This window comes from Streptomyces litchfieldiae, assembly GCF_031845365.1.
GTDB classification, from domain to species: Bacteria; Actinomycetota; Actinomycetes; order Streptomycetales; family Streptomycetaceae; genus Streptomyces; species Streptomyces litchfieldiae.
Genome location: NZ_JAVREL010000002.1, coordinates 425,091 through 448,750 on the forward strand (window position 1 = coordinate 425,091; position 23,660 = coordinate 448,750).

General features: G+C 75.0%; 18 protein-coding genes. 7 read left to right on the plus strand and 11 right to left on the minus strand.

Translation table 11 applies throughout. The annotated features are described in order from the left end of the window. Nucleotides 1–52: 52 nt before the first annotated feature. The gene (locus RM590_RS05560) at nucleotides 53–982 is read right to left on the minus strand and encodes an LLM class flavin-dependent oxidoreductase (protein ID WP_311703226.1); all 930 of its coding nucleotides are present in this window, start codon (nucleotides 980–982) and stop codon (nucleotides 53–55) included. A gap of 130 nt (nucleotides 983–1,112) precedes the next feature. On the opposite strand from RM590_RS05560, the gene RM590_RS05565 reads away from it, so the two are divergent. Further along, complete coding sequence (locus RM590_RS05565; protein ID WP_311703227.1) at nucleotides 1,113–1,949, plus strand: Cof-type HAD-IIB family hydrolase; 837 nt, start codon at nucleotides 1,113–1,115, stop codon at nucleotides 1,947–1,949. Nucleotides 1,950–1,953: 4 nt separating this feature from the next. On the opposite strand, the gene RM590_RS05570 is transcribed toward RM590_RS05565, so the two are convergent. From RM590_RS05570 to RM590_RS05580, 3 genes are all read right to left on the minus strand, one after another. Further along, complete coding sequence (locus RM590_RS05570; protein WP_311703228.1) at nucleotides 1,954–2,814, minus strand: hypothetical protein; 861 nt, start codon at nucleotides 2,812–2,814, stop codon at nucleotides 1,954–1,956. 135 nt (nucleotides 2,815–2,949) lie between these two features. After that, nucleotides 2,950–3,882, minus strand: coding sequence for a metallophosphoesterase (locus tag RM590_RS05575; protein WP_394813790.1), 933 nt, complete (start codon nucleotides 3,880–3,882; stop codon nucleotides 2,950–2,952). 147 nt (nucleotides 3,883–4,029) lie between these two features. Then, nucleotides 4,030–5,163, minus strand: coding sequence for a LacI family DNA-binding transcriptional regulator (locus RM590_RS05580; RefSeq protein WP_311703230.1), 1,134 nt, complete (start codon nucleotides 5,161–5,163; stop codon nucleotides 4,030–4,032). 304 nt (nucleotides 5,164–5,467) lie between these two features. Here RM590_RS05580 and hisC point away from each other — a divergent pair, with 304 nt between their 5' ends. From hisC to RM590_RS05610, 6 genes are all read left to right on the plus strand, one after another. After that, a complete protein-coding gene (gene hisC / locus RM590_RS05585; protein WP_311703231.1) occupies nucleotides 5,468–6,583 on the plus strand; it encodes a histidinol-phosphate transaminase in 1,116 nt (371 codons plus the stop codon). Nucleotides 6,584–6,760: 177 nt separating this feature from the next. Next, on the plus strand, nucleotides 6,761–8,293 hold the full coding sequence (locus tag RM590_RS05590; protein ID WP_311703232.1) for a cytochrome ubiquinol oxidase subunit I: 1,533 nt from the start codon (nucleotides 6,761–6,763) through the stop codon (nucleotides 8,291–8,293). Between the two features lie 27 nt (nucleotides 8,294–8,320). Beyond that, on the plus strand, nucleotides 8,321–9,325 hold the full coding sequence (cydB, locus tag RM590_RS05595) for a cytochrome d ubiquinol oxidase subunit II (protein ID WP_311703233.1): 1,005 nt from the start codon (nucleotides 8,321–8,323) through the stop codon (nucleotides 9,323–9,325). 88 nt (nucleotides 9,326–9,413) lie between these two features. Next, nucleotides 9,414–12,929 carry a thiol reductant ABC exporter subunit CydD gene (gene cydD / locus RM590_RS05600; RefSeq protein ID WP_311703234.1) on the plus strand — a complete coding sequence of 1,172 codons (3,516 nt, stop codon included), beginning with the start codon at nucleotides 9,414–9,416 and terminating at the stop codon, nucleotides 12,927–12,929. Nucleotides 12,930–12,943: 14 nt separating this feature from the next. Beyond that, a complete protein-coding gene (locus RM590_RS05605; protein ID WP_311703235.1) occupies nucleotides 12,944–14,476 on the plus strand; it encodes a GAF domain-containing sensor histidine kinase in 1,533 nt (510 codons plus the stop codon). A 17-nt stretch (nucleotides 14,477–14,493) separates the two neighbouring features. Then, on the plus strand, nucleotides 14,494–15,243 hold the full coding sequence (locus RM590_RS05610) for an SDR family NAD(P)-dependent oxidoreductase (protein ID WP_311703236.1): 750 nt from the start codon (nucleotides 14,494–14,496) through the stop codon (nucleotides 15,241–15,243). A gap of 411 nt (nucleotides 15,244–15,654) precedes the next feature. Here the strand turns inward: RM590_RS05610 and RM590_RS05615 are convergent, their stop codons facing one another. From RM590_RS05615 to RM590_RS05645, 7 genes are read right to left on the minus strand one after another with little or no spacing between them, the layout of a single operon-like run. Then, the gene (locus RM590_RS05615; RefSeq protein WP_311703237.1) at nucleotides 15,655–16,203 is read right to left on the minus strand and encodes a lipopolysaccharide biosynthesis protein; all 549 of its coding nucleotides are present in this window, start codon (nucleotides 16,201–16,203) and stop codon (nucleotides 15,655–15,657) included. Further along, nucleotides 16,200–17,288 (minus strand): glycosyltransferase, encoded by a 1,089-nt coding sequence (locus tag RM590_RS05620; RefSeq protein ID WP_311703238.1) that lies wholly within the window; start codon nucleotides 17,286–17,288, stop codon nucleotides 16,200–16,202. The genes RM590_RS05615 and RM590_RS05620 overlap by 4 nt, the downstream gene beginning before the upstream one ends. Then, on the minus strand, nucleotides 17,285–18,049 hold the full coding sequence (locus RM590_RS05625; RefSeq protein WP_311703239.1) for a polysaccharide deacetylase family protein: 765 nt from the start codon (nucleotides 18,047–18,049) through the stop codon (nucleotides 17,285–17,287). Before RM590_RS05625 ends, RM590_RS05620 begins: the two co-directional genes overlap by 4 nt. Further along, nucleotides 18,039–19,637 (minus strand): lipid II flippase MurJ, encoded by a 1,599-nt coding sequence (locus RM590_RS05630; protein ID WP_311703240.1) that lies wholly within the window; start codon nucleotides 19,635–19,637, stop codon nucleotides 18,039–18,041. The genes RM590_RS05625 and RM590_RS05630 overlap by 11 nt, the downstream gene beginning before the upstream one ends. Continuing rightward, entirely contained in the window at nucleotides 19,634–20,926 is a 1,293-nt protein-coding gene (locus RM590_RS05635; RefSeq protein ID WP_311703241.1) for an O-antigen ligase family protein, read from the minus strand. The genes RM590_RS05630 and RM590_RS05635 overlap by 4 nt, the downstream gene beginning before the upstream one ends. Next, entirely contained in the window at nucleotides 20,923–22,344 is a 1,422-nt protein-coding gene (locus RM590_RS05640) for an exopolysaccharide biosynthesis polyprenyl glycosylphosphotransferase (protein WP_311703242.1), read from the minus strand. The genes RM590_RS05635 and RM590_RS05640 overlap by 4 nt, the downstream gene beginning before the upstream one ends. Beyond that, nucleotides 22,341–23,516: a glycosyltransferase gene (locus tag RM590_RS05645; RefSeq protein ID WP_311703243.1), complete on the minus strand. Its 1,176-nt coding sequence runs from the start codon at nucleotides 23,514–23,516 to the stop codon at nucleotides 22,341–22,343. Before RM590_RS05645 ends, RM590_RS05640 begins: the two co-directional genes overlap by 4 nt. Between the last annotated feature and the right edge of the window lie 144 nt (nucleotides 23,517–23,660).

The following is a 23,660-nucleotide window of genomic DNA, read 5'->3' on the forward strand; positions in this document are numbered from 1 at the left end:
CCATCCCCGCATCGGAACGTTGAAACTCCCTCGGGGTTTCTTCATTTCGCGTTCAACTCGCAAGCTGGGCAAGCCCTTCGGTGACCACGCGCTCGAAGACGTCGGGGTCGGCGGCGAACACCGAATCCGGCACGGGCCAGTGCAGCACCAGCTCGTCGAATCCCAGCGATGCCACCGTTCCGGCGTAATCGACGAACGCGGCGACCGAGGACAGCGGGCCGACGCCCAGCGGCGTGAAGCTGGAGTCCAGCAGGACGCGGCTGAGGCCGGCCGGCTCGCGCCCGGCGTCCTCGCACACGCCGTCCAGCCGCTCGGCCTGCCGGGCCAGCCCGGCGAAGAAGTCCGCCGGGGTGCCGCCGAACGTCTTGGGGTCGCCGATGGTCACCCACGCCTGGCCGTGCCGGGCCGCCAGCCGCATGCCGCGCGGGCCGGTGGCGGCGACGGCGAACGGGAGGCGGGGGTGCTGCACACAGCCGGGGATGTTCCGCACCTCGTGCGCGGAGTAGAAGTCGCCCTGGTAGGAGACGCCGCCGCCGCCCTCGCTGAGCAGCCGGTCCAGCAGCCGGACGAACTCGGCGAACCGGTCGGCCCGCTCGCGCGGCGACCAGGCGTCGTGGCCCAGCGCGGTGGCGTCGAAGCCGGTGCCGCCGGAGCCGATGCCCAGCGTGATCCGGCCATTCGACACGTCGTCGAGCGTGATCAGCTCCTTGGCCAGGGTGACCGGGTGCCGGAAGTTGGGCGAGGTGACCATGGTGCCCAGCCGGATCCGGTCGGTGACGGCCGCGGCGGCGGTCAGCGTCGGGAGGGCCCCGAACCAGGCGCGGTCGCGAAAGCTGCGCCAGGACAGATGGTCGTAGGTGTAGGCCGCGTACAGGCCCACCTCCTCGGCGCGCTGCCAGATCCGGCGGCCCTCCTGCGACCACCGGTGCACGGGGAGGATCACGGTGGACAGCCGCAGGGGAAGCTCGGTGGAAACAGCCATGGGCAGCAAGCGTAGGCCCTTTCCGGCCACCGTTGTGCCCGGTCCCGATAAGGACCGGCCAAGACCGGACGTGACGCCCGCAGGATCACATACGAGTACGTTTCCGCCCGGATGTGCGCGCATATGCTGGATGACTGTGCCTCTCTCCCCGCCCCCGCTGCCCCGCCTCATCGCCACCGACCTCGACGGCACCCTGCTCCGCGACGACGGCACCGTCTCGCCGCGCACCGTCGCGGCCCTGGCCGCCGCCGAGGCGGCCGGCGTCCAAGTGATCTTCGTGACCGGCCGCCCGGCGCGCTGGATGAGCGTCGTCAGCGACCATGTGCACGGCCACGGCGTCGCCATCTGCGGCAACGGCGCGGCCGTCGCCGATCTGCACCGCGGCGGCGAGCTGATCGAGACCCGCCCGCTGCCCCGCGAGAACGGGCTCGCCATCGTGCACGCGCTGCGCCGGGCCGCGCCCGGCGTCTCGTTCGCGGTGGAGCGCACCATCGGCATCCACCACGAGCCGGCCTACCCGCCGATGAGCATGGACCCGGCCTCCGAGGTGGCGCCGGTGGAGAAGCTGCTCGGGGCACCCCCGGCGTACACCGGGCACCCGATGCTGAAGCTCCTCGCCCACCACGACCGGCTCGACCCGGACGCGTTCCTCGAACTGGGCCGCGAAGTGGCAGGCGAGCACGGCGAGTTCACGCGGTCCAGCCGGACGGCGCTGCTGGAGGTCAGCGCGCCGGGCGTGAGCAAGGCCAGCACACTGGCGGCGCGCTGCCGCCGTTACGGGATCCGCCCGGACGAAGTGGTCGCGTTCGGGGACATGCCCAACGACCTGGAGATGCTGGGCTGGGCGGGCATCGGGTACGCGATGGCGAACGCGCACCCGGCGGTCCTGGCCGCGGCGCCCCGGGTGACCGCGTCCAACGAGGAGGACGGGGTGGCACTGGTCATCGAACGGCTGCTGGCGGGCTAGATCGTCAGTCGCGGTCGCCGCCCTCGGCGGGGCTGGTGAAGTTGGGGCTGGAGAAGTCCGGGTGGCCGAAGCCGGGGCGCTCGCGAGCGGCCTCGTCTTCCTCGTCGTCCGCCGGGCTCGTGAAGTGCGGACTGGTGAACTCGGGGCTGGCGAACTCCGGTTGGCCGTAGCGCGGCCGGGGCACCGAGCCGCCCGTGGCCCGGCTGGAGAAGTCGGGGCTGGTGAACCTGGGGCTGGAGAACCGCAGCCGCGGCGTCCGGCCCGGCCGGTGGCGGCCCGCGCGTTCCCGCAGGAACGGCGCGATGCCTCGCTCGTACAGCGCGCGCCGCCACTCCTCGTGGGCGCGCGCGAGCTGGTCCGCCGGCGCGGAGGCGCGGATCGAGGTCGCGCCGTTGCGCACGGCCGCCACCAGCAGACCGCCGGCCGCGACCAGCAGCCCGAGGGCCGCCACGACCGCGAACACCCAGCCGACGTTCCGCATGGGCTCGGCCATCGCCGGCTCCGGCTCGGCGAGTCCGAGCGCGTACCCCATCAACAGGAAGACCACGGCGGCGATCGCGGCGAGCACCGGCACCAGGGCGAAGAAGGCGGTCACCAGGCCGGCCCCGGAGGACGCGCCGGTCACCTCGCGGCGCCCGCGGTCCCCCGGCTCGGGCCGGGGGCCGAGCCGGGCCCGCGCCAGCCGTTCGTACTCGGTGGCGGCGGCGGAGGCGATGCGGGGCAGCGCGTCGACGGCGGCCTCGCGCAGCCGCGCGAGCTCGTCGGTGTCGGCGCCGGTGGTGAGGCGGGCGGTGCGCAGCGCCTCGTCAAGGATCCGTTCGAACTCGGCACGGTCCTCGGAGGGCAAAGGGTCAGCGCTGTTCATGGGCGTCACCCCAGGTGCTTCTCTGGCTGAGAGCTCGGTGAGCGGGTCCATGATGGTAAGCGCAACCGGCCGGACGTGACAGAGAATTACCCGAATCTTCGCAGCCTTCGGGGCGATAAGCGACGCTTCGGGACGTTACGCGGCGAGCGGGAGCCGGGCCACCAACAGCTTCCCGGCCATGGTGACGCCGCCGTCCATGGCGATGGCCAGCGAATCGGCGTACACGTGCGGGCCGTCCACGCGGGGCGCGGCGTCGCCGCCCTCGCCGCCCGCGTCGGCGTCCACGCCGTTCTCCCCGGTGAGGTAGGGGATGGGGCTGTGGCCGTGCACCACGCGCTTGCCGCCGTACGTGTCCAGCAGCTCGCGCACGGCCAGCGGGCCGCCCTCGTCGCGAAACGCGAAGCGCTTGGTGAACTTGCGGAAGAGATCCCAGGTCTCCTCCACGTCGTTGCGCTGGAGGGCCTGCCAGATGGCGTCGTTGACGTCGTCGATCGTGCTGCCGTAGTCGAGGTAGGCGGTGGTGTCGGAGTGCAGGAGCAGATGCCCGTCGGCCAAGGCCATCGAGTCCAGCCGCGACATCCACTGGATGTGGTGATCCCGCAGCCGCTCCATGTCCGTGCGCTGCCCGCCGTTGAGGATCCAGGCGGCCTGGAACGAGGCCGTGCCCGCCGCGGAGTCCACCGGGGTGTCGCCGAAGCGGCTCGCGCCCAGCAGCAGCAGCTCGTGATTGCCCAGCAGCGCCTTGCAGTACCCGCCGGCGGCGGCGGCCTCGGCGGACAGCCGCATCACGAGGTCGATCACGCCGACGCCGTCAGGGCCCCGGTCGGTGAAGTCGCCCAGGAACCACAGCCGGGTCTTGCCCGCGGCCCAGCGGTCCTCGGCGTCCGTCAGCCCGGCCTCGCGCAACGCGGCCCGCAGCTCGTCGAGATACCCGTGGACATCGCCCACGACGTAGAGCGGGCCCGCGCCCTCGATCACGGGCAGGTCGGGCACCGTCGGAGAGTAGACGGCATCTTGCTGGTCAGCGCCGTGCCACACACCCGGTCCCTCGCCGGCCCCCTGAGTCATCGACCCCTCCACCACTACGCGCCGCCTCCGCCGTTACGACCTGTCCGACCGGCCAGGTCGCGGTGCCATTCGCCCATCATAGGAATCCCGGTGGCCGGATGTGACCCTCCGGGGGTGCACCGGCTGCCGGAATCTGTCTACCCGAAACTACTGGTCGGCGGCAGGGGGCGTTCGCGGGGCCACCACCGTGGCGCTCGGAACGCGGCGCGGGGAGCGTCCGATTCGCTGGGAGGAGGCCCGCACGATGAGCTCCGTCGGCATCACCTGATGGGCCTCGGCGCGGCCCGACTGCCCCTCGATCGCGTCGATGAGGAGCTGGATGACGGTGGTGCCGATGCGCCCCGGCTTCAGCGACAGGGTGGTGATCGGCGGCTCGGTGCTGGCGTAGACGCTGGACTCGCTGCAGCAGACGACGAGCAGGTCGTCGGGCACGCGCAGGCCGTAACGGCGGGCGGCGGCCAGCAGGTCGGTGCCGTTCGGGTCGAAGAGGCCGTAGACGGCGTCGGGGCGGTCGGGCCGGGCCAGCAGGCGGTCGGCGGCGACCGCTCCGGCGCAGGGGTCGTGCGCGGGGTACGCCTCGTAGACCGGGTCCTGGCCGTGGCGTTCGCACCAGTGGAGATAGGCCGTGGTGGACAGCCGGGTGTACGTGTCGGTGCTGGTGCCGGTCAGCAGCCCGATGCGGCGGGCGCCGGCGGTGGCGAGGTGGTCCAGCAGATTGGTGACGGCGGCCTCGTGGTCGTTGTCCACCCAGGCGGTGACGGGCAGGCTGCCGCCGGGCCGGCCGTCGGAGACGACGGGGATGCCCTGCCGGACCAGCTCGGTGACCACCGGGTCGTGGTCGGAGGGGTCGATGACGACCGTGCCGTCGAGCGCGACGTTGGACCAGACGTCGAAGTCGCGGTGCTGGGAGGCCGCGGGGAGGATGACGAGCGCGTAGCCGCGGGCCAGCGCGGCGGAGGTGGCGGCCCGGGCCATCTCCGCGAAGTAGGCGAACTCGGTGAAGGTGAACGGCTCTTCGCCGTAGGTGGTGACCGTGAGCCCAATCAGGCCGGACTTGCCGGTGCGCAGGGTGCGGGCGGCGGCGGAGGGCCGGTAGCCGAGGCGGTCGGCGACGGAGCGGACGTGGCGGCGGGTGGCGTCGGGCAGCCGGCCCTTGCCGTTGAGAGCGTCGGAGACAGTCGTGATCGAGACACCGGCGGCCGCTGCGACATCCCGGATGCCGGCGCGCCCGCCTGTGCGGCGACCGGCGGACCTGGTCACCTGATGCTTCGCTGCTGTCATGGCGACCTGATGGTAGGCCCGGCCGGGCGCCGGGCAGGCGGAATCAACTCCCGCCGGTGACACGACGTTTCTGCATGATCAATTGTCGCTGCCGCCTGGGATACGAAGATCATCCGAGGCCGGAGAGCGTCAGGGAACCGATGTGCGAGCCACTCGGGCGGATGGCGGTGCCGAATTCAACATCCGCTGCCTCACCCTCACGGGTGTAGCGCGCCAGGGAGTTCGCCAGGGGTGTGCGAATGCCGCGATGCGCCCGCCGGTCCAGGGGATACGCCCGGCCGGACCGTGCTCCTAAAGTGGGCGGGTGACCGCATCTTCTCAGGAACCCGCCGCTCCCCCGGTCTCCGGCCCCCGGCTGCGTGCCGCGCTGGACGGCATCCCGGCCTACTCGCCGGGGCGGCCAGCCGGCCAGGAACCGGGCTCGTTCAAGCTCTCCTCCAACGAAAACCCCTACCCGCCGCTGCCGGGCGTCCTGGAGACGGCCGTGGCCGCGATGAGCTCGCTCAACCGCTACCCGGACATGTCCGCCGCGGCGCTCTTCGAGGCACTGGCCGAGCACTTCGCGGTCCCGGCCGGCCATCTCGCGCTGGGCACCGGCTCGGTGGGCATCGCGCAGCAGTTGATCCAGGCCACGGCCGGGCCCGGGGACGAAGTGATCTACGCCTGGCGCTCGTTCGAGGCGTACCCGATCATCACGCAGATCTCCGGCGCCACCTCGGTGCGGGTGCCGCTGACCGCGACCGAGGAGCACGACCTGCCGGCGATGGCCGACGCGATCACCGACCGGACGCGGCTGATCTTCGTCTGCACGCCCAACAACCCGACGGGGCGCGCGATCCGGCGGGCCGGGCTGACCGCGTTCCTGGACCGGGTGCCGGCGGACGTGCTGGTCGTACTGGACGAGGCGTACCGGGAGTTCGTGCGGGACGAACAGGTGCCGGACGGGCTGGAGCTGTACCGGGAGCGGCCCAACGTGTGCGTGCTGCGCACGTTCTCCAAGGCATACGGGCTGGCCGGGATGCGGGTCGGGTTCGCGGTGGCGCACGAGCCGGTGGCCGCGGCGCTGCGCAAGACGGCGGTCCCGTTCGGGGTGAGCCAGGCCGCGCAGAACGCCGCGATCGCCTCGCTGCGCGCCGAGGACGCGCTCCTCGCCCGGGTGGACGCGCTGGTGGCCGAGCGGGGGCGGGTCGCGGCCCGGCTCGCCGAGCAGGGCTGGACCGTGCCGGAGTCCCAGGCGAACTTCGTGTGGCTGCGGCTGGGGGAGGACACCTCGGCGTTCGCGGCGGCGTGCGAGGCGGCGGGCGTGACGGTCCGGCCGTTCGCGGGCGAGGGGGTCCGGGTCACGGTGGGCGAGACCGAGGCCAACGACATCGTGCTGCGGGTGGCGGGGGAGTTCCGCGCCGCGCGCGGCAACGTGTGAGCCCGCCCCGGCGCCGTCTGAGCCCGCTCCTGGGCCCGCCGAGTCCGGAAATCTGCTGAATGCACCCCCGCCTCGGGGGCGGGGGTGCCGGGGTCCTATCATGGCTTGTGAATGTGAATACGTTCACAAGATAGGACCGCGGGCGAACCGTCCGCGGGCGCAGCGGAGGAGCAGAACATGGATCTCGCTCTCGCGCCGGAGACCCTGGCACGGTGGCAGTTCGGGATCACGACCGTCTACCACTTCCTCTTCGTCCCGCTCACCATCTCCCTGGCGAGCCTGACCGCGGGCCTCCAGACCGCGTGGGTGCGCACCCGCAAGGAGAAGTACCTCAAGGCCACCAAGTTCTGGGGGAAGCTTTTCCTGATCAACATCGCGATGGGCGTGGTCACCGGCATCGTGCAGGAGTTCCAGTTCGGGATGAACTGGTCGGACTACTCGCGCTTCGTCGGTGACGTCTTCGGCGCCCCGCTGGCGTTCGAGGCGCTGATCGCCTTCTTCTTCGAGTCCACCTTCATCGGGCTGTGGATCTTCGGCTGGGACAAGCTGCCGCCCAAGCTGCACCTGGCCACGATCTGGACCGTCGCCGTGGGCACCGTGATCTCCGCCTACTTCATCCTGGCGGCCAACTCCTGGATGCAGCACCCGGTCGGCTACCGGATCAACGAGGAGACCGGCCGCGCCGAGCTCACCGACTTCCTCCACGTGCTGACGCAGAACACGGCCGTCGCCCAGTTCGCCCACACGATCACGGCGGCGTTCCTCACCGGCGGCGCGTTCATGGCCGGCCTCGCCGCCTACCACCTCGCCCGCGGTCGGCACGTCGCCGTCATGCGCACCTCGCTGCGGGTCGGGCTGATCACCATGGTGATCGCCGGGGCGCTGACGGCGTTCAGCGGCGACCGGCTCGCCAAGATCATGTACGAGCAGCAGCCGATGAAGATGGCCGCCGCCGAGGCGCTGTGGGAGACCGAGGCGCCCGCGCCGTTCTCCCTCTTCGCCGTCGGCGACGTCGAGCAGGGCCACAACGTGGTCGCGGTGGAGGTGCCCGGGCTGCTGTCGTTCCTCGCCCACGACAACTTCTCCGAGGCCGTGCCCGGCATCAACGACATGAACGAGCAGTTGGCCGAGCAGTACGGGCCGGGCGACTACCGGCCCAACATCCCGCTCGCCTACTGGAGCTTCCGCTGGATGATCGGCTTCGGCATGGCGTCGGCGACGCTGGGCGCGGTGGGGCTGTGGCTGACCAGACGGCGGTTCTGGCTGGCGCCCGCGCTGCGCACCGGCGAGGACGAGGCGCCGCGCCTGGCCCTCACCCGCACCCGGGCACTGGGCCCCGCGCTCACCGGCTGGTACTGGCGGCTGGCGCTGCTCACCATGCTCTTCCCGCTGATCGCCAACGCGTGGGGCTGGATCTTCACCGAGACCGGGCGGCAGCCCTGGGTGGTCTACGGGCTGCTGCGCACCTCGGCGGCGGTCTCCCCCGGCGTCTCACAGGGCGAGGTCATCACCTCGCTGGTCGTCTTCACCGCGCTCTACGCCACGCTCGCCGTGATCGAGGTGCGGCTGATGATCCGGTACGCCAAGGCCGGCCCGCCCGAGCTGACCGAGGCCGACCTCAACCCCCCGACCCGGATCGGCGGTGGTGGCGGCGCCGCGAAGGACGGCGCCGACGCGGACGCCGACCGGCCGATGGCCTTCTCGTACTGAGCTCGTGACGAGCGGAAGGAGCGTGCGGTGAATCTCCCCGAGATCTGGTTCGTGCTCATCGCGGTCCTGTGGACCGGCTACTTCTTCCTGGAGGGCTTCGACTTCGGCGTCGGCGTGCTCACCGGGACCCTGGCCCGCGACCGCGGTGAACGCCGGGTGCTGATCAACACGATCGGCCCGGTCTGGGACGGCAACGAGGTGTGGCTGATCGCCGCGGGCGGCGCCACGTTCGCGGCCTTCCCCGAGTGGTACGCCACTCTCTTCTCCGGCTTCTACCTGCCGCTGGTGCTCATCCTGGTCTGCCTCATCGTGCGCGGCGTCGCGTTCGAGTACCGGCACAAGCGGCCGGAGGAGCGCTGGCAGCGGAACTGGGAGCACGCCATCTTCACCACCTCGCTGCTGGTGGCGTTCCTGTGGGGCGTCGCGTTCGCCAACATCGTGCGCGGCGTGCCCATCGGGCCCGACCACGAGTACACGGGCGACGTGCTGGACCTGCTCGGGCCGCACGCCCTGCTGGGCGGGGCGGCGGCGGTGGCGCTGTTCACGTTCCACGGCGCGGTGTTCACGGCGCTGAAGACCGTGGGCGACATCCGGCGCCGGGCGCGCCGGGCGGCCGGCGGGCTGGGCGTCGCGGCCGGGGTGCTGGGCGGGGCGTTCCTGCTGTGGACGCAAGCAGACAGCGGCAACGGGCGCAGCCTCGTGGCGCTGGCCGTCGCCGCCGCGGCGCTGCTCGCCGCGCTCGGCGCGAACGCGCGCGGGCGCGAGGGCTGGGCGTTCGTGCTGTCCGGGGTGGTCGTGGTGGCGGCCGTGGCGAGCCTGTTCCTGGCGCTGTTCCCCGACGTCATGCCGTCCTCGCTGGACCCCGCGTGGAACCTGACCGTGGACAACGCTTCCTCCACGCCGTACACCCTGCGCATCATGACGTGGTGCGCGGCCCTGGCCACCCCGCTCGTCGTGCTCTACCAGGGGTGGACGTACTGGGTCTTCCGCAAGCGCATAGGGACGCAGCACATCGCGGAGTTGACGCACTGAACGAGCCAACGCGCCGACGAGCCAACGCACCAGACGGATACGGCGTCTGTCAGGCATGGAAGCGCCGAACCAGTAGAGGGATGTCCACGTGACGTCAGACAGGTCAGCCACCAGGACGAGGGCCGTCGACCCGCGGCTGCTGCGCCATGCCCGTGCCACCCGCGGCTTCCTGACCGCGTCCGTGGCGCTGGGCTTTGTCGGCGCGTGCCTGGTGATCGCCCAGGCGATGCTCATCGCCGGGATCGTCACCGACGCGTTCACCGCCGGGGAGGGGTTGTCCGAGCTGGGCACGCCGCTGCTGCTGCTCGGTGCCACGGCCGTCGGCCGCGCGGGGGTGACGTACCTCACCGAGCTGGCCGCGCACCGGGCCTCGGCCGCGGTCAAGTCGGAGCTGCGGCTGCGGCTGCTGGAGCACGCCACGCGGCTGGGGCCCGGGCGGCTGGACGGGCGATCCACGGGCGAGCTGACGACGCTGGCCACGCGCGGCATCGACGCGCTCGACGGGTACTTCGCGCGGTATCTGCCGCAGTTGGGACTGGCCGCCGTGGTGCCCGTCGCCGTGCTGGCACGCATCGTCACCGACGACTGGATATCGGCCGTCACGATCGCCGTGACGCTGCCGCTGATCCCGTTGTTCATGGCACTGATCGGCTGGGCGACCCAGGCCCACATGGACCGGCAGTGGCGCCAACTCGCCCGGCTCTCGGGGCACTTCCTCGATGTGGTGGGCGGGCTGGCCACGCTGAAGGTGTTCGGGCGGGCCAAGGCCCAGGCCGAGAACATCCGCCGCATCACCGACGACTACCGGCGCAGCACGCTGCGCTCGCTGCGGGTGGCGTTCCTGTCGTCGTTCGCGCTGGAGCTGCTGGCCACCATCTCGGTCGCGCTGGTCGCCGTGTCCATCGGCATGCGGCTGGTCCACGGCGAGCTGGACCTCTACACCGGGCTGGTCGTGCTGCTGCTGGCGCCGGAGGCGTATCTGCCGCTGCGGCAGATCGGCACCCAGTACCACGCCGCGCAGGAGGGGCTGTCGGCGGCCAACGAGGTGTTCGCCGTCCTGGAGACCGAGCCGGTGGCCGGCGGCACGGCACCGGCGCCGGCCGGGGACCGGGCCACGATCACGCTGGAACGGGTGGTCGTTCGCTATCCGGGCCGGGCGGCCGACGCCCTCGCCGAGACCTCCCTGACCATCGCGCCGGGCGAGACAGTCGCCCTGACCGGGCCGTCCGGCGGCGGCAAGTCCACGCTGCTGGCCGCGCTGCTCGGCTTCGTGCGGCCGGCCGAGGGCCGGATCCTGGTCGACGGGCAGGACCTGGCCGGGCTCGACCCGGCCGACTGGCACCGCCAGATCGCCTGGGTCCCCCAGCACCCGCACCTCTTCGCGGGCACCATCGCGGACAACGTGCGGCTGGCCCGCCCGGACGCGGACGACGCGGCGGTCGCGGCGGCACTGCGCGACGCGGCGGCCGGCGACCTGGATCCGGACCGGCTGCTGGGCGAGTCGGGCGCGGGCCTGTCGGCCGGGCAGCGCCAACGGGTCGCCCTGGCCCGGGCGTTCCTCGCCGACCGGCCCATCCTGCTGCTGGACGAACCGACGGCGGCGCTGGACGGGACCACGGAGGCGGCGGTCGTGGAGGCGGTGCGGCGCCTGACGGTGGGCCGCACGGTGGTCCTGGTCACCCACCGCCCGGCCCTGCTGTCGGCGTGTGACCGGATGTTTCACGTGGAACCACAGCCGGCCGCGGTGGAGGAGTCGGTCCCGGTCGCGGCTCCCGCCGCCGTCGAGCCGGAGCCCATCGAGACCGAGCCGGCCGTCGCCCAGCCGGGCGACACCTGGTCGGAGGCCACCGGGAACGGGGGCCCGCTCGGGTGGGTGCGGGCCGCCGGCCGGGCGCGGCGGGCGCGGCTCGGCTGGGCCGCCGTGCTGGGCGCGCTGGCCCTGGGCAGCGGCGTGGGCCTGATGGCCACCTCCGGGTGGCTGATATCCCGGGCCTGGGAGCAGCCGCCCGTGCTGTATCTGATGGTCGCGGTCACCGCCACCCGGGCGTTCGGCATCGGGCGGGCCTTCTTCCGTTACACCGAACGGCTCCTGGGCCATGACGCCGTGCTGCGGATCCTGGCCGGGCTGCGCGTGACGGCGTACCGGCGGCTGGAGCGGCTGGCCCCGGCCGGGCTCGGCCGCACCCGGCGCGGCGATCTGCTCTCGCGTGTGGTCGCGGACATCGACGCGCTCCAGGACTACTTCCTGCGCTGGCTGCTGCCGGTCGCCGCCGCCGCGACCGTGGGCACGGCCGCCGTGCTGTTCACCGGCTGGCTACTGCCCGCCGCCGGCGCGGCGCTCGCCGCCGGGCTGCTCACCGCCGGGGTCGCCGTGCCCGTGCTCACCGGCGCGGTGGCCCGCCGCACCGAGCGGCGGCTCGCCCCGGCGCGCGGCGAACTCGCCACCCGGACGGTCGATCTGCTCACCGGCACCGCCGAACTGACCGTCGCGGGCGCGCTGCCCGCCCGGCACGCGGCGCTGGCCGAGGCCGACGGCGAGCTGACCCGGCTGGCCGCCCGTTCCGCCGCCGCCACCGCGCTGGGCGGCGGGCTGACCTCCCTGATCACCGGCCTGACCGTGGTCGCCGCCGCCTGGGCCGGGGTGCCCGCCGTGGGCGACGGCAGCCTGGAAGGCGTGTGGCTGGCCACGGTCATCCTCGTTCCGCTGGCCGCGTTCGAGGCGGTGGCCGGGCTGCCGCTGGCCGTTCAGCAGCGGCAGCGCGCGGACGAGGCGGCCCGGCGGGTGCGGGAGGTCATGGACGCCCCGGCGCCCGTCACCGAGCCCGCGCACCCGGCCGCCGCGCCCGCCACCCCGTTCCCGCTGGCGCTGCGCGGGCTGACCGCCCGCCACCCCGGCCAGGACCGGCCCGCGCTGCGCGGCCTCGACCTCGACCTGACCCCGGGCCACCGCGTCGCCGTGGTCGGCCCGTCGGGCGCGGGCAAGACGACGCTGGCCCACTGCCTGCTGCGCTTCCTCGACGTGGAGTCCGGCACCTACCGCCTCGGCACGGCGGACGCGACGGCGCTGGACGGCGACACCGTGCGCCGCAGCGTCGGCCTGTGCGCGCAGGACGCGCACATCTTCGACAGCACCCTCCGGGAGAACCTGCGGCTGGCCGCCCCCGGCGCGGACGACGACGCGCTGCGCGCCGCGCTCGGCGCCGCCCGGCTGCTCGACTGGGTCGAGGGGCTGCCGGACGGCCTGGACACGCTGGTCGGCGAGTTCGGCGCGCGGCTGTCCGGCGGCCAGCGGCAGCGCCTGGCGCTGGCCCGGGCGCTGCTGGCCGACTTCCCCGTGCTGGTGTTGGACGAGCCCGCCGAACACCTCGACCTGCCCACCGCCGACGCGCTCACCGCCGACCTGCTGGCCGCGACCGAGGGCCGCACCACGGTGCTGATCACCCACCGGCTGACCGGGCTGGAGAAGGTGGACGAGGTGCTGGTGCTGGACGGCGGCCGGGTGGTGCAGCGCGGCCCCTACGCCGACCTCGCCACCGTCGAGGGCCCGTTCCGCGGCATGCTCGACCGCGAGCAGAACCCGACTTTCGCCCTCGAACGGGACTAATTACCCTCGCTGTCATGCGGCAGATGCCCCGGCTGCTCCGGGCGATGGAGGCCATCGGCGGCGACATCGAACCCCGGGACCTGCCGGGCCGGATCGCCCGGACCGCCGCCGAGCTGGCCGGCACGCGCTTCGCCGCGCTGGCCCTGCTGGACGAGGACGGCGACGGCCTCGGCCGGCTCCACACCCATGGCGGCGACGAGCCGCCGGGCATCCGGACGGAGCTGGCCCGCGTCCTCGGCGGCGGCGCGGAGGACGGCGGCCCCGGGGCGCTGTGTGTGCCGGTGCTCGTGCACGGCGCGCGGTTCGGCGCGCTCCTGCTGGCGGGCCGGCCCGGCGGCCCGTTCACCACCGAGGACCGGCAGATGCTGCGCATCCTGGCGACCGAGGCGGGCATCGCCATCGGCAACGCCCAACTGCACGAGGCCGTGCGCCAGCAGGCCCGCTGGATGGACGGCAGCCTGGAGCTGTCCACCTCGCTGCTGTCGGCCGACGAGGACAACGCCCTGGCCGTCGTCGCCGAACAGGCCCGGCGGCTGGCCCGCGCCACCACCGCCACCGTGCTCGAACCGGCCCCCGACGGCGGCCTGGAGATCGTCGCCGCCTGCGCCGACGACGCCGCCCGCCTGATCGGCACGACCGTGCCCGGGCACAGCCCGGCCGTGCGCCAGGTGCTGGCCGGCGAGCCGGTGTTCATCGACGAGCCCGCCACCGACGCCCGGCTCGTCACCGGCCTGGCCCGGCACGAGGGCCCGGGCATGCTGCTGCCGCTGGCCAGCGACGGCACCACCCTCGGCGCGCTCCTCCTGACCCGCGTCCGGGACGCCCCGCCCTACTCGATGGCGGAGCGCGCCATGGCCACCCAGTTCGCGCAGCAGGCCGCGCTCGCCCTGGTGCTGGCGGGCGCCCGCCGCGACCGGGAACAGCTCGCCGTGCTGGAGGACCGCGACCGCATCGCCCGCGACCTGCACGACCTCGTCATCCAGCGGCTCTTCGCCGTCGGCATGACGCTGGAGAGCACCCGGCGCGCCACGCCCGCCGAGGACGTCCGCGACCGGCTCGACTCCGCCACCGCCGAACTCGACGCCACCATCCAGGAGATCCGCACCACGATCTTCGCGCTCCAGCAGCCGCCCGAGGAGGCGCCGGCCGGCTTGCGCACCCGCGTGCTGCGCGAGACCGGTGCCATCGCCGGGCCGCTGGGCTTCCCGCCGTCGGTCGCGTTCACCGGCCCGGTGGACGCGGTCGTCGGCGAGGGCGTCGCGCGCAACCTGGTGGCCGCGCTGCGCGAGGGCCTGTCCAACGCGGCCCGGCACGCGCGCGCCTCCCGCGTCGAGGTCGAGGTGGACGCCACCGCCCGGCTGCCGGACGGGCGGGACGCCGTGCGGCTGACGGTCGCCGACAACGGCGTCGGCATGCCGGCCGGCGAGACCCGCCGCAGCGGCCTGGACAACCTGGCGCGGCGCGCGGAATCCCTGGGCGGCTCCGCCGAGCTGGGCCCGGGCATCGACGGCGCGGGCACCAAACTCACGTGGCAGGCGCCGCGTTGACGCGTTACGGTCCGGGCATGGCAGGACGCACAGTGGTCATCAGCGGCGGCGGCACCGGCATCGGCCTCGCCACGGCCCAATGTTTCGCGCGGGACGGCGACACACCGGTGCTCATCGGCCGCCGCGCCGATGTGCTGGCCCGGGCGGCGGCCGGCGTCGACGGCGCGGTGGCCCTCCCGGGCGACCTCACCGACGCCGATGACGTGGCACGGATCGCGCGGACCCTCGGCGACCGGTTCGGCACGGTGGACGTGCTGGTCAACAGCGCGGGCGGCAACGGCAGCCGCGAGCCGGGCCCGGGTGACGACAGCCCGCTGGCCGCCGCCGCGCACGCCTGGACGGTGAACTTCCGCGTCAACACCCTCACCGCCGTCCTGCTCACCGAGGCCCTGCGCGACCGCCTCGCCTCCCCCGGCGGCCGGGTGCTCTTCCTCAGCTCGATCGCCGCCTACCGGGGTTCCGGCTCCGGCGCCTACGCGGCCAGCAAGGCGGCGCTGCACCCCTACGCGGCGGACCTCGCCCGCGCGTTGGGCCCACGCGGCGTCACGGTGAACGTGGTGGCGCCGGGCTTCATCGACGAGACGGAGTTCTTCGGCGGCGGCATGCCCGCCGAACGCCGCGAAACGCTGGTCACCGAAACACTCGACGGCCGCGCCGGCACGCCCGGCGATGTCGCCGAGACACTGCACTGGCTGGCCTCCCACGCGGCGGCGCACATCACCTCACAGGTGATCCAGGTCAACGGCGGGGCGGAACGCGGCCACTGAGGGGTGGCCTGCGGCCGGCTGGGCCGAAAGCCGACGGCGGGCCGGGTCGGCTGGGCCAGGAACACGGCAGCGCGGGCACCCATGGCAGGCGAGCCCCCGGAGACTCGGGTCACCGGGAATCGGGCGTGGCCGCCAGGACACAGCCGGGGTCTCCCTCGCCACCGCGAGGGTGCGGGTGCCCGTGGCCAGCGAGCCCCGGCAGACCGGGTCACCGGGGGACGACCGTGGCCGTCAGCCCACCACCGCCGAGGGCTCGGCGGTGCGGGGCCCGGCCCCTGAGGAATGGCCTGCGGCCGACGCGGGCCCGGACCGGGTCGGACAGAAACGCGGCAGCGCGGGCGGCGCCTGTGGCCGACGAGGCCAACGCACTCGCGGCGGCGCGGGACCCGGCGGCCGGCGCCCGCCGTGTGGTCACTGGACCACGGCCGCCGCGGCATCCGTTCGGGCCGGGGTCGGCTGGGCCGGGAGGCGGCGGCGGGCCGGGGGTGGGGTGGCCAGGAGTGCGGCCGTGGCCGCTGCCGTGCCGGCGCAGGTGCCCGTGGCCAGGGAGATCCAGGGGACCGGCGTCACCGGGGTCGTTGGCGGCAGCGCCTCGGTCAGCCGGACCAGCTTCGCGCCCGTGGCGTCGGCCGCCCGTTCGGCGTGGTCGATCAGCGCCCGCGCCACCGCGTTCGCCGTCGTCGCCGCGTCGCGCGGGCTCGGGCCCGTGCCGGTGATCTCGATGACCGGGGCCTCCGGCGAGGTCACCGCCCGCACCCGGGTGCCCGGCTCCGCCGCCCGCCGCACCGCGTCGTCCGCGGCCAGCCGCCCGTACGCCTGGGCGAAGCCCAGCGGGTCGCCGCCCCCGGCGGCGGTCGCCGCCAGCGTGCCGGTCGCGGCGTACTCCCGGTCGGTCAGCAGCGCGTGCGCCGCCCCGGCCAGCAGACCGAGCAGCACGCACAGCGCGGGCAGGTACCTCATCGGCGGCACACCCCTTCGTAGACGTTCATCAGCCGGTCCACGGACCGGTCGATGCCATACCGGGCCACCGCGGCGGGCACCGGCAACCGCCGTGCCCCCAGCGCCAGTTCCGCCGTCAGCGCGTCGGCCAGTTCCGCCGGCCCGGCGCCCACGCGGCGGGCCCCGGGCGCCTGAGAGCGCGGCAGTTCCTCCACCACGGGCGCCGACGCGTGCAGCACCGGCAGCCCGGCGGCCAGCGCCTCCAGCACGGCCAGCCCGAACGTCTCCTCGGTGGACGGCGACACGAACACGTCCAGCGCGGACAGCAGCCCCGGCACATCCGGGCAGCCGCCCGCCAGCACCACCCGCCCGGCCAGCCCCAGCCGGGCCGACAGCACGCGCAGCGCCGCCCTCTCCGGCCCCTCGCCCGCCAGCACCACCCAGACGTCGTCCGGCAGCCGGGCCGCCGCCCGCACCAGCGCGTCGAACCGTTTCCCCGGCACCAGCCGCCCCATCCCGCCCACCACCACCGCGCCGCGCGGCACCCCGAGCGCCGCCCGCGCGGCGTCCCGCGCCGCCGGATCGAAACGGAACCGGTCCGGCTCGATCCCGTTCGGCACCAGATGGATCCGCCGCTCCGGCACCCCCCAGGCGAGCAGCCGCCCCGCGACCGTCGCCGAGACGGCCACGGTCGCCGCGCCCAGCCGTTCCGTCGCCAGGTACAGCGCCCGGGTGCCCGGCGTCAGCGGGCGGCCCTCGATGCGGTGCGCGCCCAGCGAGTGCTCGGTGGCCACCACCGCCCGCACCCCGGCCAGCCGCGCGGCGATCCGCCCGTACACGCAGGCCCGGTAGAGATGGGTGTGCACCACGTCGTAACGCCCCCGGCGGATCAGCCGCACCAGCCGGGGGAGCGCGCCCACGTCGCGATTGCCGCCCATGCCCAGGTGCGTGACGCGCACCCCGTCGGCCGCCAACTGCCGGGCGACCGGCCCGGGGTTGGTGAGCGTGACCACGTCGCAGGCGAGCGGCAGCCGGCGCAGCAGCGCGCGCAACTGCCGTTCGGCACCACCGATGCCCAGCCCGGTGATGATGTGCAGGGCTCTCACCGGGGTTCGCCCACCACGGCCGGAGCGGGCAGCGACGGCACCGGGCGGCGCCGCCACGGGTGCAGCTTCCGCTTCAGCCGCAGCCGCAGCGCGGTGTCCCGTTCGCCGATGTGGATCCGGGGCAGCGCGAACTGGCCGGTCAGCCGCCCGGGGCTGACCGCGCACGCGTAGCCGTAGCCCGCCGCCCGCACGGCCTCGACCGCCCGCTCGTCCACGGCGCCGTACGGGTAGCAGAAGCCGGTCGGCGGCGCGCCGGTGATCTCGGCCAGTCGCGCGCGGCTGTGCGCCACCTCGCGCTCCAGCACCTCGTCGGCGACGCTGGGCAGCGACAGATGCGTCATCCCGTGCGAGCCGATCTCCATCCCGGCCGCGGCCACCGCGCGGATGCCGTCCGCGTTCAGCAGCCGCTTGCGCGGGCCGTCGTCGTCCCACGCGTTGCTGCCGTGCAGCCGGCCGGGCAGCACGAACACGGTGGCCGTGCAGCCGTGGCCGCGCAGCAGCGGCAGCGCGGTGTCCAGGAAGTCGCGGTAGCCGTCGTCGAAGGTCAGCCCGACGAGGCGGGCCGCCCGGCCGACCGCGCGGGCGCGCAGCAGCTCGGCCACGGACACGCCGCGCAGGCCGCGGCGGCGCAGCCAGGCGAGCTGGCTGTGCAGCCGGTCGGGGGTGACGGTGATCCGGTAGGGGTCGGAGGCGGCGTAGCCGACCGAGTGGTACATGAACAGCCACAGCGGTTGGGCGGCGGCAGCGGCGTCAACGGACATGGCGGTGCCTTTGCTTGAGGGTGATGGGGAACGTGCGGGCCTTGAGCAGCAGGGCGGACAGGAACAGCGCCGCCTCCGGCACCCGCAGCGCCAAGGCCGCCGCCGCGAAGACGGCGGGAACCAGGACGCAGCCGAGCGCGAGGGACGGCAGCGGCGTGGAGCCGGGCAGCGCGGCGGCCCAGCCCGCGGCGGCGGCCAGCAGCGCCGCCCCGGCGAGCCGGGCGAAGCGGCCCAGCAGCAGACGGGTGTCGACGGGGATGGTGCGGCCGGCCAGGCCGCGCAGCAGGAGCAGCGCGGTGAGGCTGATCCCGGCCGCGTTGGCGGCGGCGATCCCCGGCGCGCCCCAGGGACCGACGGCGACCAGCCCGCCGGCCGCGGTGACCAGCAGGCCCGGGACCATGGCGGCCAGCGGGAACCAGGTGGGGCGGGCCGCCGAGAAGAACGGCCGGGCCAGCGCGCCGACCAGCGTGTGCCCGAGCAGGCCGAGCGCGTACACCCGCATCACCCCGGCGGTGGCGGCGGTGGCCTCGGGTCCGAACGCCCCGCGCTGGAAGAGGAGTTCGACGATCTGGGGGGCGTAGGCGGCGACGTACGCGGCGCCCAGCAGCACCACGAGCCCGGCCAGCAGCAGATCGCGCTCCACGCGCCGCCGGGCCCGTTCCAGATCGCCGTCGGCCACCGCGCGGGCGACCAGCGGCAGGGTCACGGTGCAGATCATCATGGCCAGGACCATGGGGAGCTGGGCCACTTTCTGCGCGTAGTTCAGGCAGGAGATGGCGCCCGGCGGCAGCCCGGCGGCGAGGAAGCGTTCGACCAGGACCTGGGACTGGCGGGCCAGCGCGAACAGCGCGACCGGCGCGATGACGGCGGCCCCGGCCAGCGCCACCGGCGCGACCGCGGGGCCCCGGGACCGGGACCGGGCGGGCAGGCGGCGCAGGAAGAAGGGCAGTTGGACCAGGACCATCAGGACCCCGCCGACCGCGACCCCGGCCGCCGCAGCCCGCACCCCCCACAGGGCATGCAGGGTCAGCGCGGTGGAGACGATGCCGACGTTGTACGCGAGGTAGATCGCGGCGGGCGGCAGAAAGCTGCGGTGCGCGCGCAGCGCGGCGCTGAAGTAGCCCGCGACACCGAAGGTGAGAAGAGTCACGGCGGTCAGCCGCGTGCAGTCCACCGCCAGCGCCGGATCGGCGAGCCCCGGCGCCAGGGCGCGCACCACCAGTGGCGCACCGGCCGCCAGCGCGCCGGCCGCGGCGGCGAGCGCGAGCAGCAGCCGGGGAAACGTGGCCGCGAACAGCGCCCGCACCCCCGCGTCGCCGCCGCGCGCCAGCGCCAGGCTGAACGCGGGCACCAGCACCATCGCGGTGCCCTCCTCGATGAGGAGCGTCGCGGCGAACTCGGGCACGGTCCAGGACACGAGGAACGCGTCGGTCGCACCGTCGGCGCCGAAGAGCGTGGCGATGATCTGGTCCCGCAGCAGCCCGCACAGCGCCCCGGCGGCGATGAGCACCGCGGTGAGGGAGGCGGCCCGGGCGACGAACCGCTCCCCACCGGGCGCGCCCCGTTCCCCTGCGAGCAGCGCGCTCACGGCGACTCCCGCCGAGCCCCGGGCGCGAACGCCCACCACGCGGCCAGGCCGAACACCACCGCCGTCAGCACGGTGTGCGGGCCACCGATGTCCGCGTACAGGAAGTTGACCGCCTGCCACACCAGCAGCCCGGTGGCGACCAGCCCCACGTCGGGCGAACGGGAACGGCGCAGCCGGACCAGGCAGCCGGCCAGCAGCGCGGCCCAGGAGCCGATCAGCGCGGTGGCGCCGATCAGGCCCTGTTCGCTCAGGACGAGCAGATACATGTTGTGCGGAGAGGTCAGCTCCTGGCGGCGGAACTCCTGCCCGGCGCCGCCCGTGTCGCTGCCCGCCGACAGCCCCAGCGAGGCGTGGCTGTCGCGGTGCGCGGCGAAGCCCTTGGGCCCGGTGCCCGTCCACGGCTCGGCGCGCCACATGGCCAGCGCCACGTCCCACATCGCGTACCGGTCGACCACCGACTGGTCGGGGGTGCCGGTCACCTCCCCGATGCTGCCGAGCCGGTCCCCCACCATCCCCGAGCCGAACGCGGCGCCGCCGACCAGCAGCGCGCCCCCGGCCAGCAGCGCGAGCAGGGTGCGGGGCGCGAGCCGGAAGGCGACGGGCAGCAGAACGGCGAGCACCGCGGCGGCGGTGGCCAGCCAGGCGCCCCGGCTGAAGGAGAACGCCAGCGGCAGCGCGAACAGCGCGGCGCAGCCCAGCAGGACCGGCCGCCACCAGCGCGGCGCCGAGCGGGGCGGCGCCAGGCCGAGGCCCAGCGCGGCGATCAGGCCGTAGGAGACCACGGTGGCCATGCCCATGACGTTGAACGGGCCGAACGTGCCCACCGCGCGGACGTTCTGGCCCAGGTACGAGGCGCCGGTGCCCGTGGCGTACTGCACGACGCCCACCGCGCCCTGGGCGGCGGCCAGCGCGACGACGGCCAGCGCCACCAGCCGGAAGTCGCGGCGGTCGCGCAGCATGAGCAGCACGGCCAGCGGCACCAGCACGAAGACCTGGAGGAAGCGCAGAAAGCCGGTCAGGCTCGCGGCCGGGTCGCCGGAGGCCATCGTGGCGGCGGCGAACGCGACGGCGGGCGCGGCCAGCACGGCGGCGGCCCGGCGCGGCCGCGGGCGGGGGCCGCGCGCCATCAGGGCGGCGCACACCCCGACGAGGACGGCGGAGGCGAGGTCGGCGACCGCGACCTGCCCGCCGCCCAGCGTCCACCGGCCGGTGGGCAGGGCCAGCAGCAGCACGGTGGCGAGGGCGGGCAGCGTGCGAAGGGCCGGGCGGGCGACGGCTGGCGCGTTCATCGCCCGCCGCCGAACCGGAAGCAGGCGGTGGTGGTGCGCAGCACGATCACCACGTCCTGCCACAGCGACCAGGTCTCGATGTAGAGGTTGTCGAAGCGGGTGCGGTCCTCGATGGAGGTGTCGCCGCGCAGCCCGCTGATCTGGGCCAGGCCGGTCAGCCCCACGGGCACCCGGTGGCGGTCGGCGTAGCCGGGGTGGATCCGGCTGAACCGCTCGACGAAGTGCGGGCGTTCGGGCCGGGGGCCGACCAGGCTCATGTCGCCGCGCAGCACGTTCCACAGTTGTGGCAGCTCGTCCAGGGAGCTGCGGCGCAGCAGCCGCCCGACCGGGGAGATCCGGCGGTCGTCGGCGATGCTCCAGCGGGTGGCGGCCTCGCTCTCGTCGGTGGGCCGCAGCGTGCGGAACTTGAGCATGACGAACGGCCGGCCGTCCTCGCCGATCCGCACCTGGCGGAAGAGGACGCCGGGGCCGTCGGACAGCCGGACGGCCAGCGCGCACAGGCCCAGCAGCGGCGCGACGGCGGCCAGCGCGAGGCCGGCGACGGCGATGTCCAGCGCCCGTTTCGCCACCCGGCCGGCGCGGCGGCGCGGCGGCGGGGCGAGGCGGCGGCAGACGAAGCCCCACACATGGCCGACGGGGCGAAGCGCGCCGGGGGCGGCGGCCGGGTCGGCGGCCATCAGCCACACCGTGCAGCCGCGCGCCCAGAACAGCCGGACCAGCGCGTCCTGCGGCGGGCGGGCGAAGACGACGTCGCGGACGCCGCCGCGGCCGACGGCGCCGGAGATGTCGCGCCGTGAGGTGAGCACGGGCAGCGGGCAGAGCTCCGGCAGCCGCTGGGGAACGGGCCCGACCAGCCCGACCGGGCGCATGCCGTATTCGGGGCGCTGGGCCAGCACGGCCGCGACCCGCTGCCCGGCGCGGCCGGTGCCGACCACCAGCACCGGAGCGGGCCGGGCGCGCGCGGCCCGGCGCCGGGCGAGGTGCCCGGCGGCGCGGGCGGCGGCGGCCAGCGCGGTGTGGGCGGCGATCAGCAGGAGGAGCGCGGCCGGGGAACGGGCGCCGGCGAGCAGGATCTCGGCCGCGCACCAGGCGAGGGCGGCGTGGCCGAGCAGCCGGGGGAGTTCGTCCAGGGCGGTGGCCGTGGGCGCGGGCCGGTACAGCCCGGCGGCCCCGTTCAGGCCGAGGAGCAGCGCGGGGGCGAGGAACGGCGCCGGCCCGGCGGGCACGGCCAGGACGACGGCGGCCGCCGCGAGGACGTCCGCGGCCAGCAACGGGGCGCCGGGCCGGGGGCGGCGTGGGGCCCGGGGACCGCGCGGCCGGACCGGGGCGGGCAGCGGGCCCCGGGGCGGGATGACGGAAGCCGGCCGCGCCGGCGCGGTGGCCGCGCCGCTGGCACCCGTCATGCCTGCCGAGGTCATGGCCTGCTGAACTCTCTTGCCTCGGGCGCGGCTTCGGGCCCCGGCGGGCCCTGGCCGAGCAGTTCGCCGTACAGCCGGGCGCAGGCGGCGGCCGTGTCCCGCACGTCGTGCGCGGCGCGGACGTGGGCTGCGGCTTCGCGGCCCAGGGCCGCGCGGCGCTCCGGCTCGGCGAGCAGGGCGGCCAGCGCGTCGCCGAGGGCGACGGGGTCCTCCGGCGGCACCAGACAGTGCGGGGCGTGGCCGGGCGGCAGGCTCTCGCTGGCGCCGCCGACGTCGGTGAGTACCACCGGGCGGCCCACGGCCATCGCCTCCAGCGGTGCCAGGGCCATGGCCTCCCAGCGGGACGGCAGCACGACGACGTCCGCCGCCGCGTACCAGGGCTGGGTGTCCTCGGTGTGCCCGGTGAAGAGGGTGCCGGGGTCGGCGACGGCGCGCAGGGCGGCTCGTTCCGGTCCGTCGCCGACGAACGCGAGCCGGGCGCCGGGATGCCGGGCGGTGACCCGGAGCCAGGCGCGCAGGAGCACGTCCTGGCCCTTCTGGCGCGCCAGCCGGCCCACGCAGACGACGAGCGGCGCGCGTTGCGGAAGGGCGTGCACGGCGGCGAGGGCCGCGCGGGCCTGGCGGCGGGCGACGCCGTCGGCGGCGGGGTAGCGGGCCGGGTCCACACCGTTGGGGATGACGGAGAAGCGGGCGGCGACACCGGCCGCGCCACCGCGCCGTTGCTCGGCCTCGCTGACGCACACGACACGGTCCGCCCAGCGCGCGGCGAACCGCTCCCAGGCCGCGGCGAGCCGGGCGGCGGGCCAGGGCGCCGCCTCGAACGACCAGGCGTGCGGCTGGAAAACGGTGGGCAGCCGCCCGCGCAGCGCCAGCCGCCCGGCGAGCCCGGCCTTGGCGCTGTGCAGATGAACGACATCGGGACGGGCCCGGCGAATGACGCGGGCCGCGCAGGCGATCTCCCACGGCAGATTCGGCCCGGGCACGCGCTCGGCGAGCCACAGCCGCACATCGGCCCCGGCCGCGGCGGCGGACTTTCCGAGCGACCCCCCGGGCGGACAGGCGACAACGGCCCGCATTCCCGCTCCGGTCTGCGCGCGCACGAGATCGGTGACCACACGCGCGACCCCGCCGGCGACCGGCTGGACAAGATGCAGCACTGTGGAATTCGGCACGCGTCGCCGCAGGTCACAGCCCATGACTCACCCTCCAGGCCACGTTTCGGCAGGCGGTGAAAACCATGACAGAAAACAAATCGGAAATCACGCAAACGCGCAAAGACCAGGCACAAAAAGCCATTCTGTTATTTACATATAAAA

Bases quoted from the DNA above. Each gene is read 5' to 3' on its own strand.
- RM590_RS05625 (WP_311703239.1), bottom strand. From the start codon at position 18,049: ATGTCCGTTGACGCCGCTGCCGCCGCCCAACCGCTGTGGCTGTTCATG.
- RM590_RS05575 (WP_394813790.1), bottom strand. From the start codon at position 3,882: ATGACTCAGGGGGCCGGCGAGGGACCGGGTGTGTGGCACGGCGCTGAC.
- RM590_RS05615 (WP_311703237.1), bottom strand. From the start codon at position 16,203: ATGAGGTACCTGCCCGCGCTGTGCGTGCTGCTCGGTCTGCTGGCCGGG.
- RM590_RS05635 (WP_311703241.1), bottom strand. From the start codon at position 20,926: ATGAACGCGCCAGCCGTCGCCCGCCCGGCCCTTCGCACGCTGCCCGCC.
- RM590_RS05570 (WP_311703228.1), bottom strand. From the start codon at position 2,814: ATGAACAGCGCTGACCCTTTGCCCTCCGAGGACCGTGCCGAGTTCGAA.
- RM590_RS05560 (WP_311703226.1), bottom strand. From the start codon at position 982: ATGGCTGTTTCCACCGAGCTTCCCCTGCGGCTGTCCACCGTGATCCTC.
- RM590_RS05610 (WP_311703236.1), top strand. From the start codon at position 14,494: ATGGCAGGACGCACAGTGGTCATCAGCGGCGGCGGCACCGGCATCGGC.
- RM590_RS05640 (WP_311703242.1), bottom strand. From the start codon at position 22,344: ATGACCTCGGCAGGCATGACGGGTGCCAGCGGCGCGGCCACCGCGCCG.
- RM590_RS05580 (WP_311703230.1), bottom strand. From the start codon at position 5,163: ATGACAGCAGCGAAGCATCAGGTGACCAGGTCCGCCGGTCGCCGCACA.
- RM590_RS05590 (WP_311703232.1), top strand. From the start codon at position 6,761: ATGGATCTCGCTCTCGCGCCGGAGACCCTGGCACGGTGGCAGTTCGGG.
- RM590_RS05605 (WP_311703235.1), top strand. From the start codon at position 12,944: ATGCGGCAGATGCCCCGGCTGCTCCGGGCGATGGAGGCCATCGGCGGC.
- RM590_RS05565 (WP_311703227.1), top strand. From the start codon at position 1,113: ATGACTGTGCCTCTCTCCCCGCCCCCGCTGCCCCGCCTCATCGCCACC.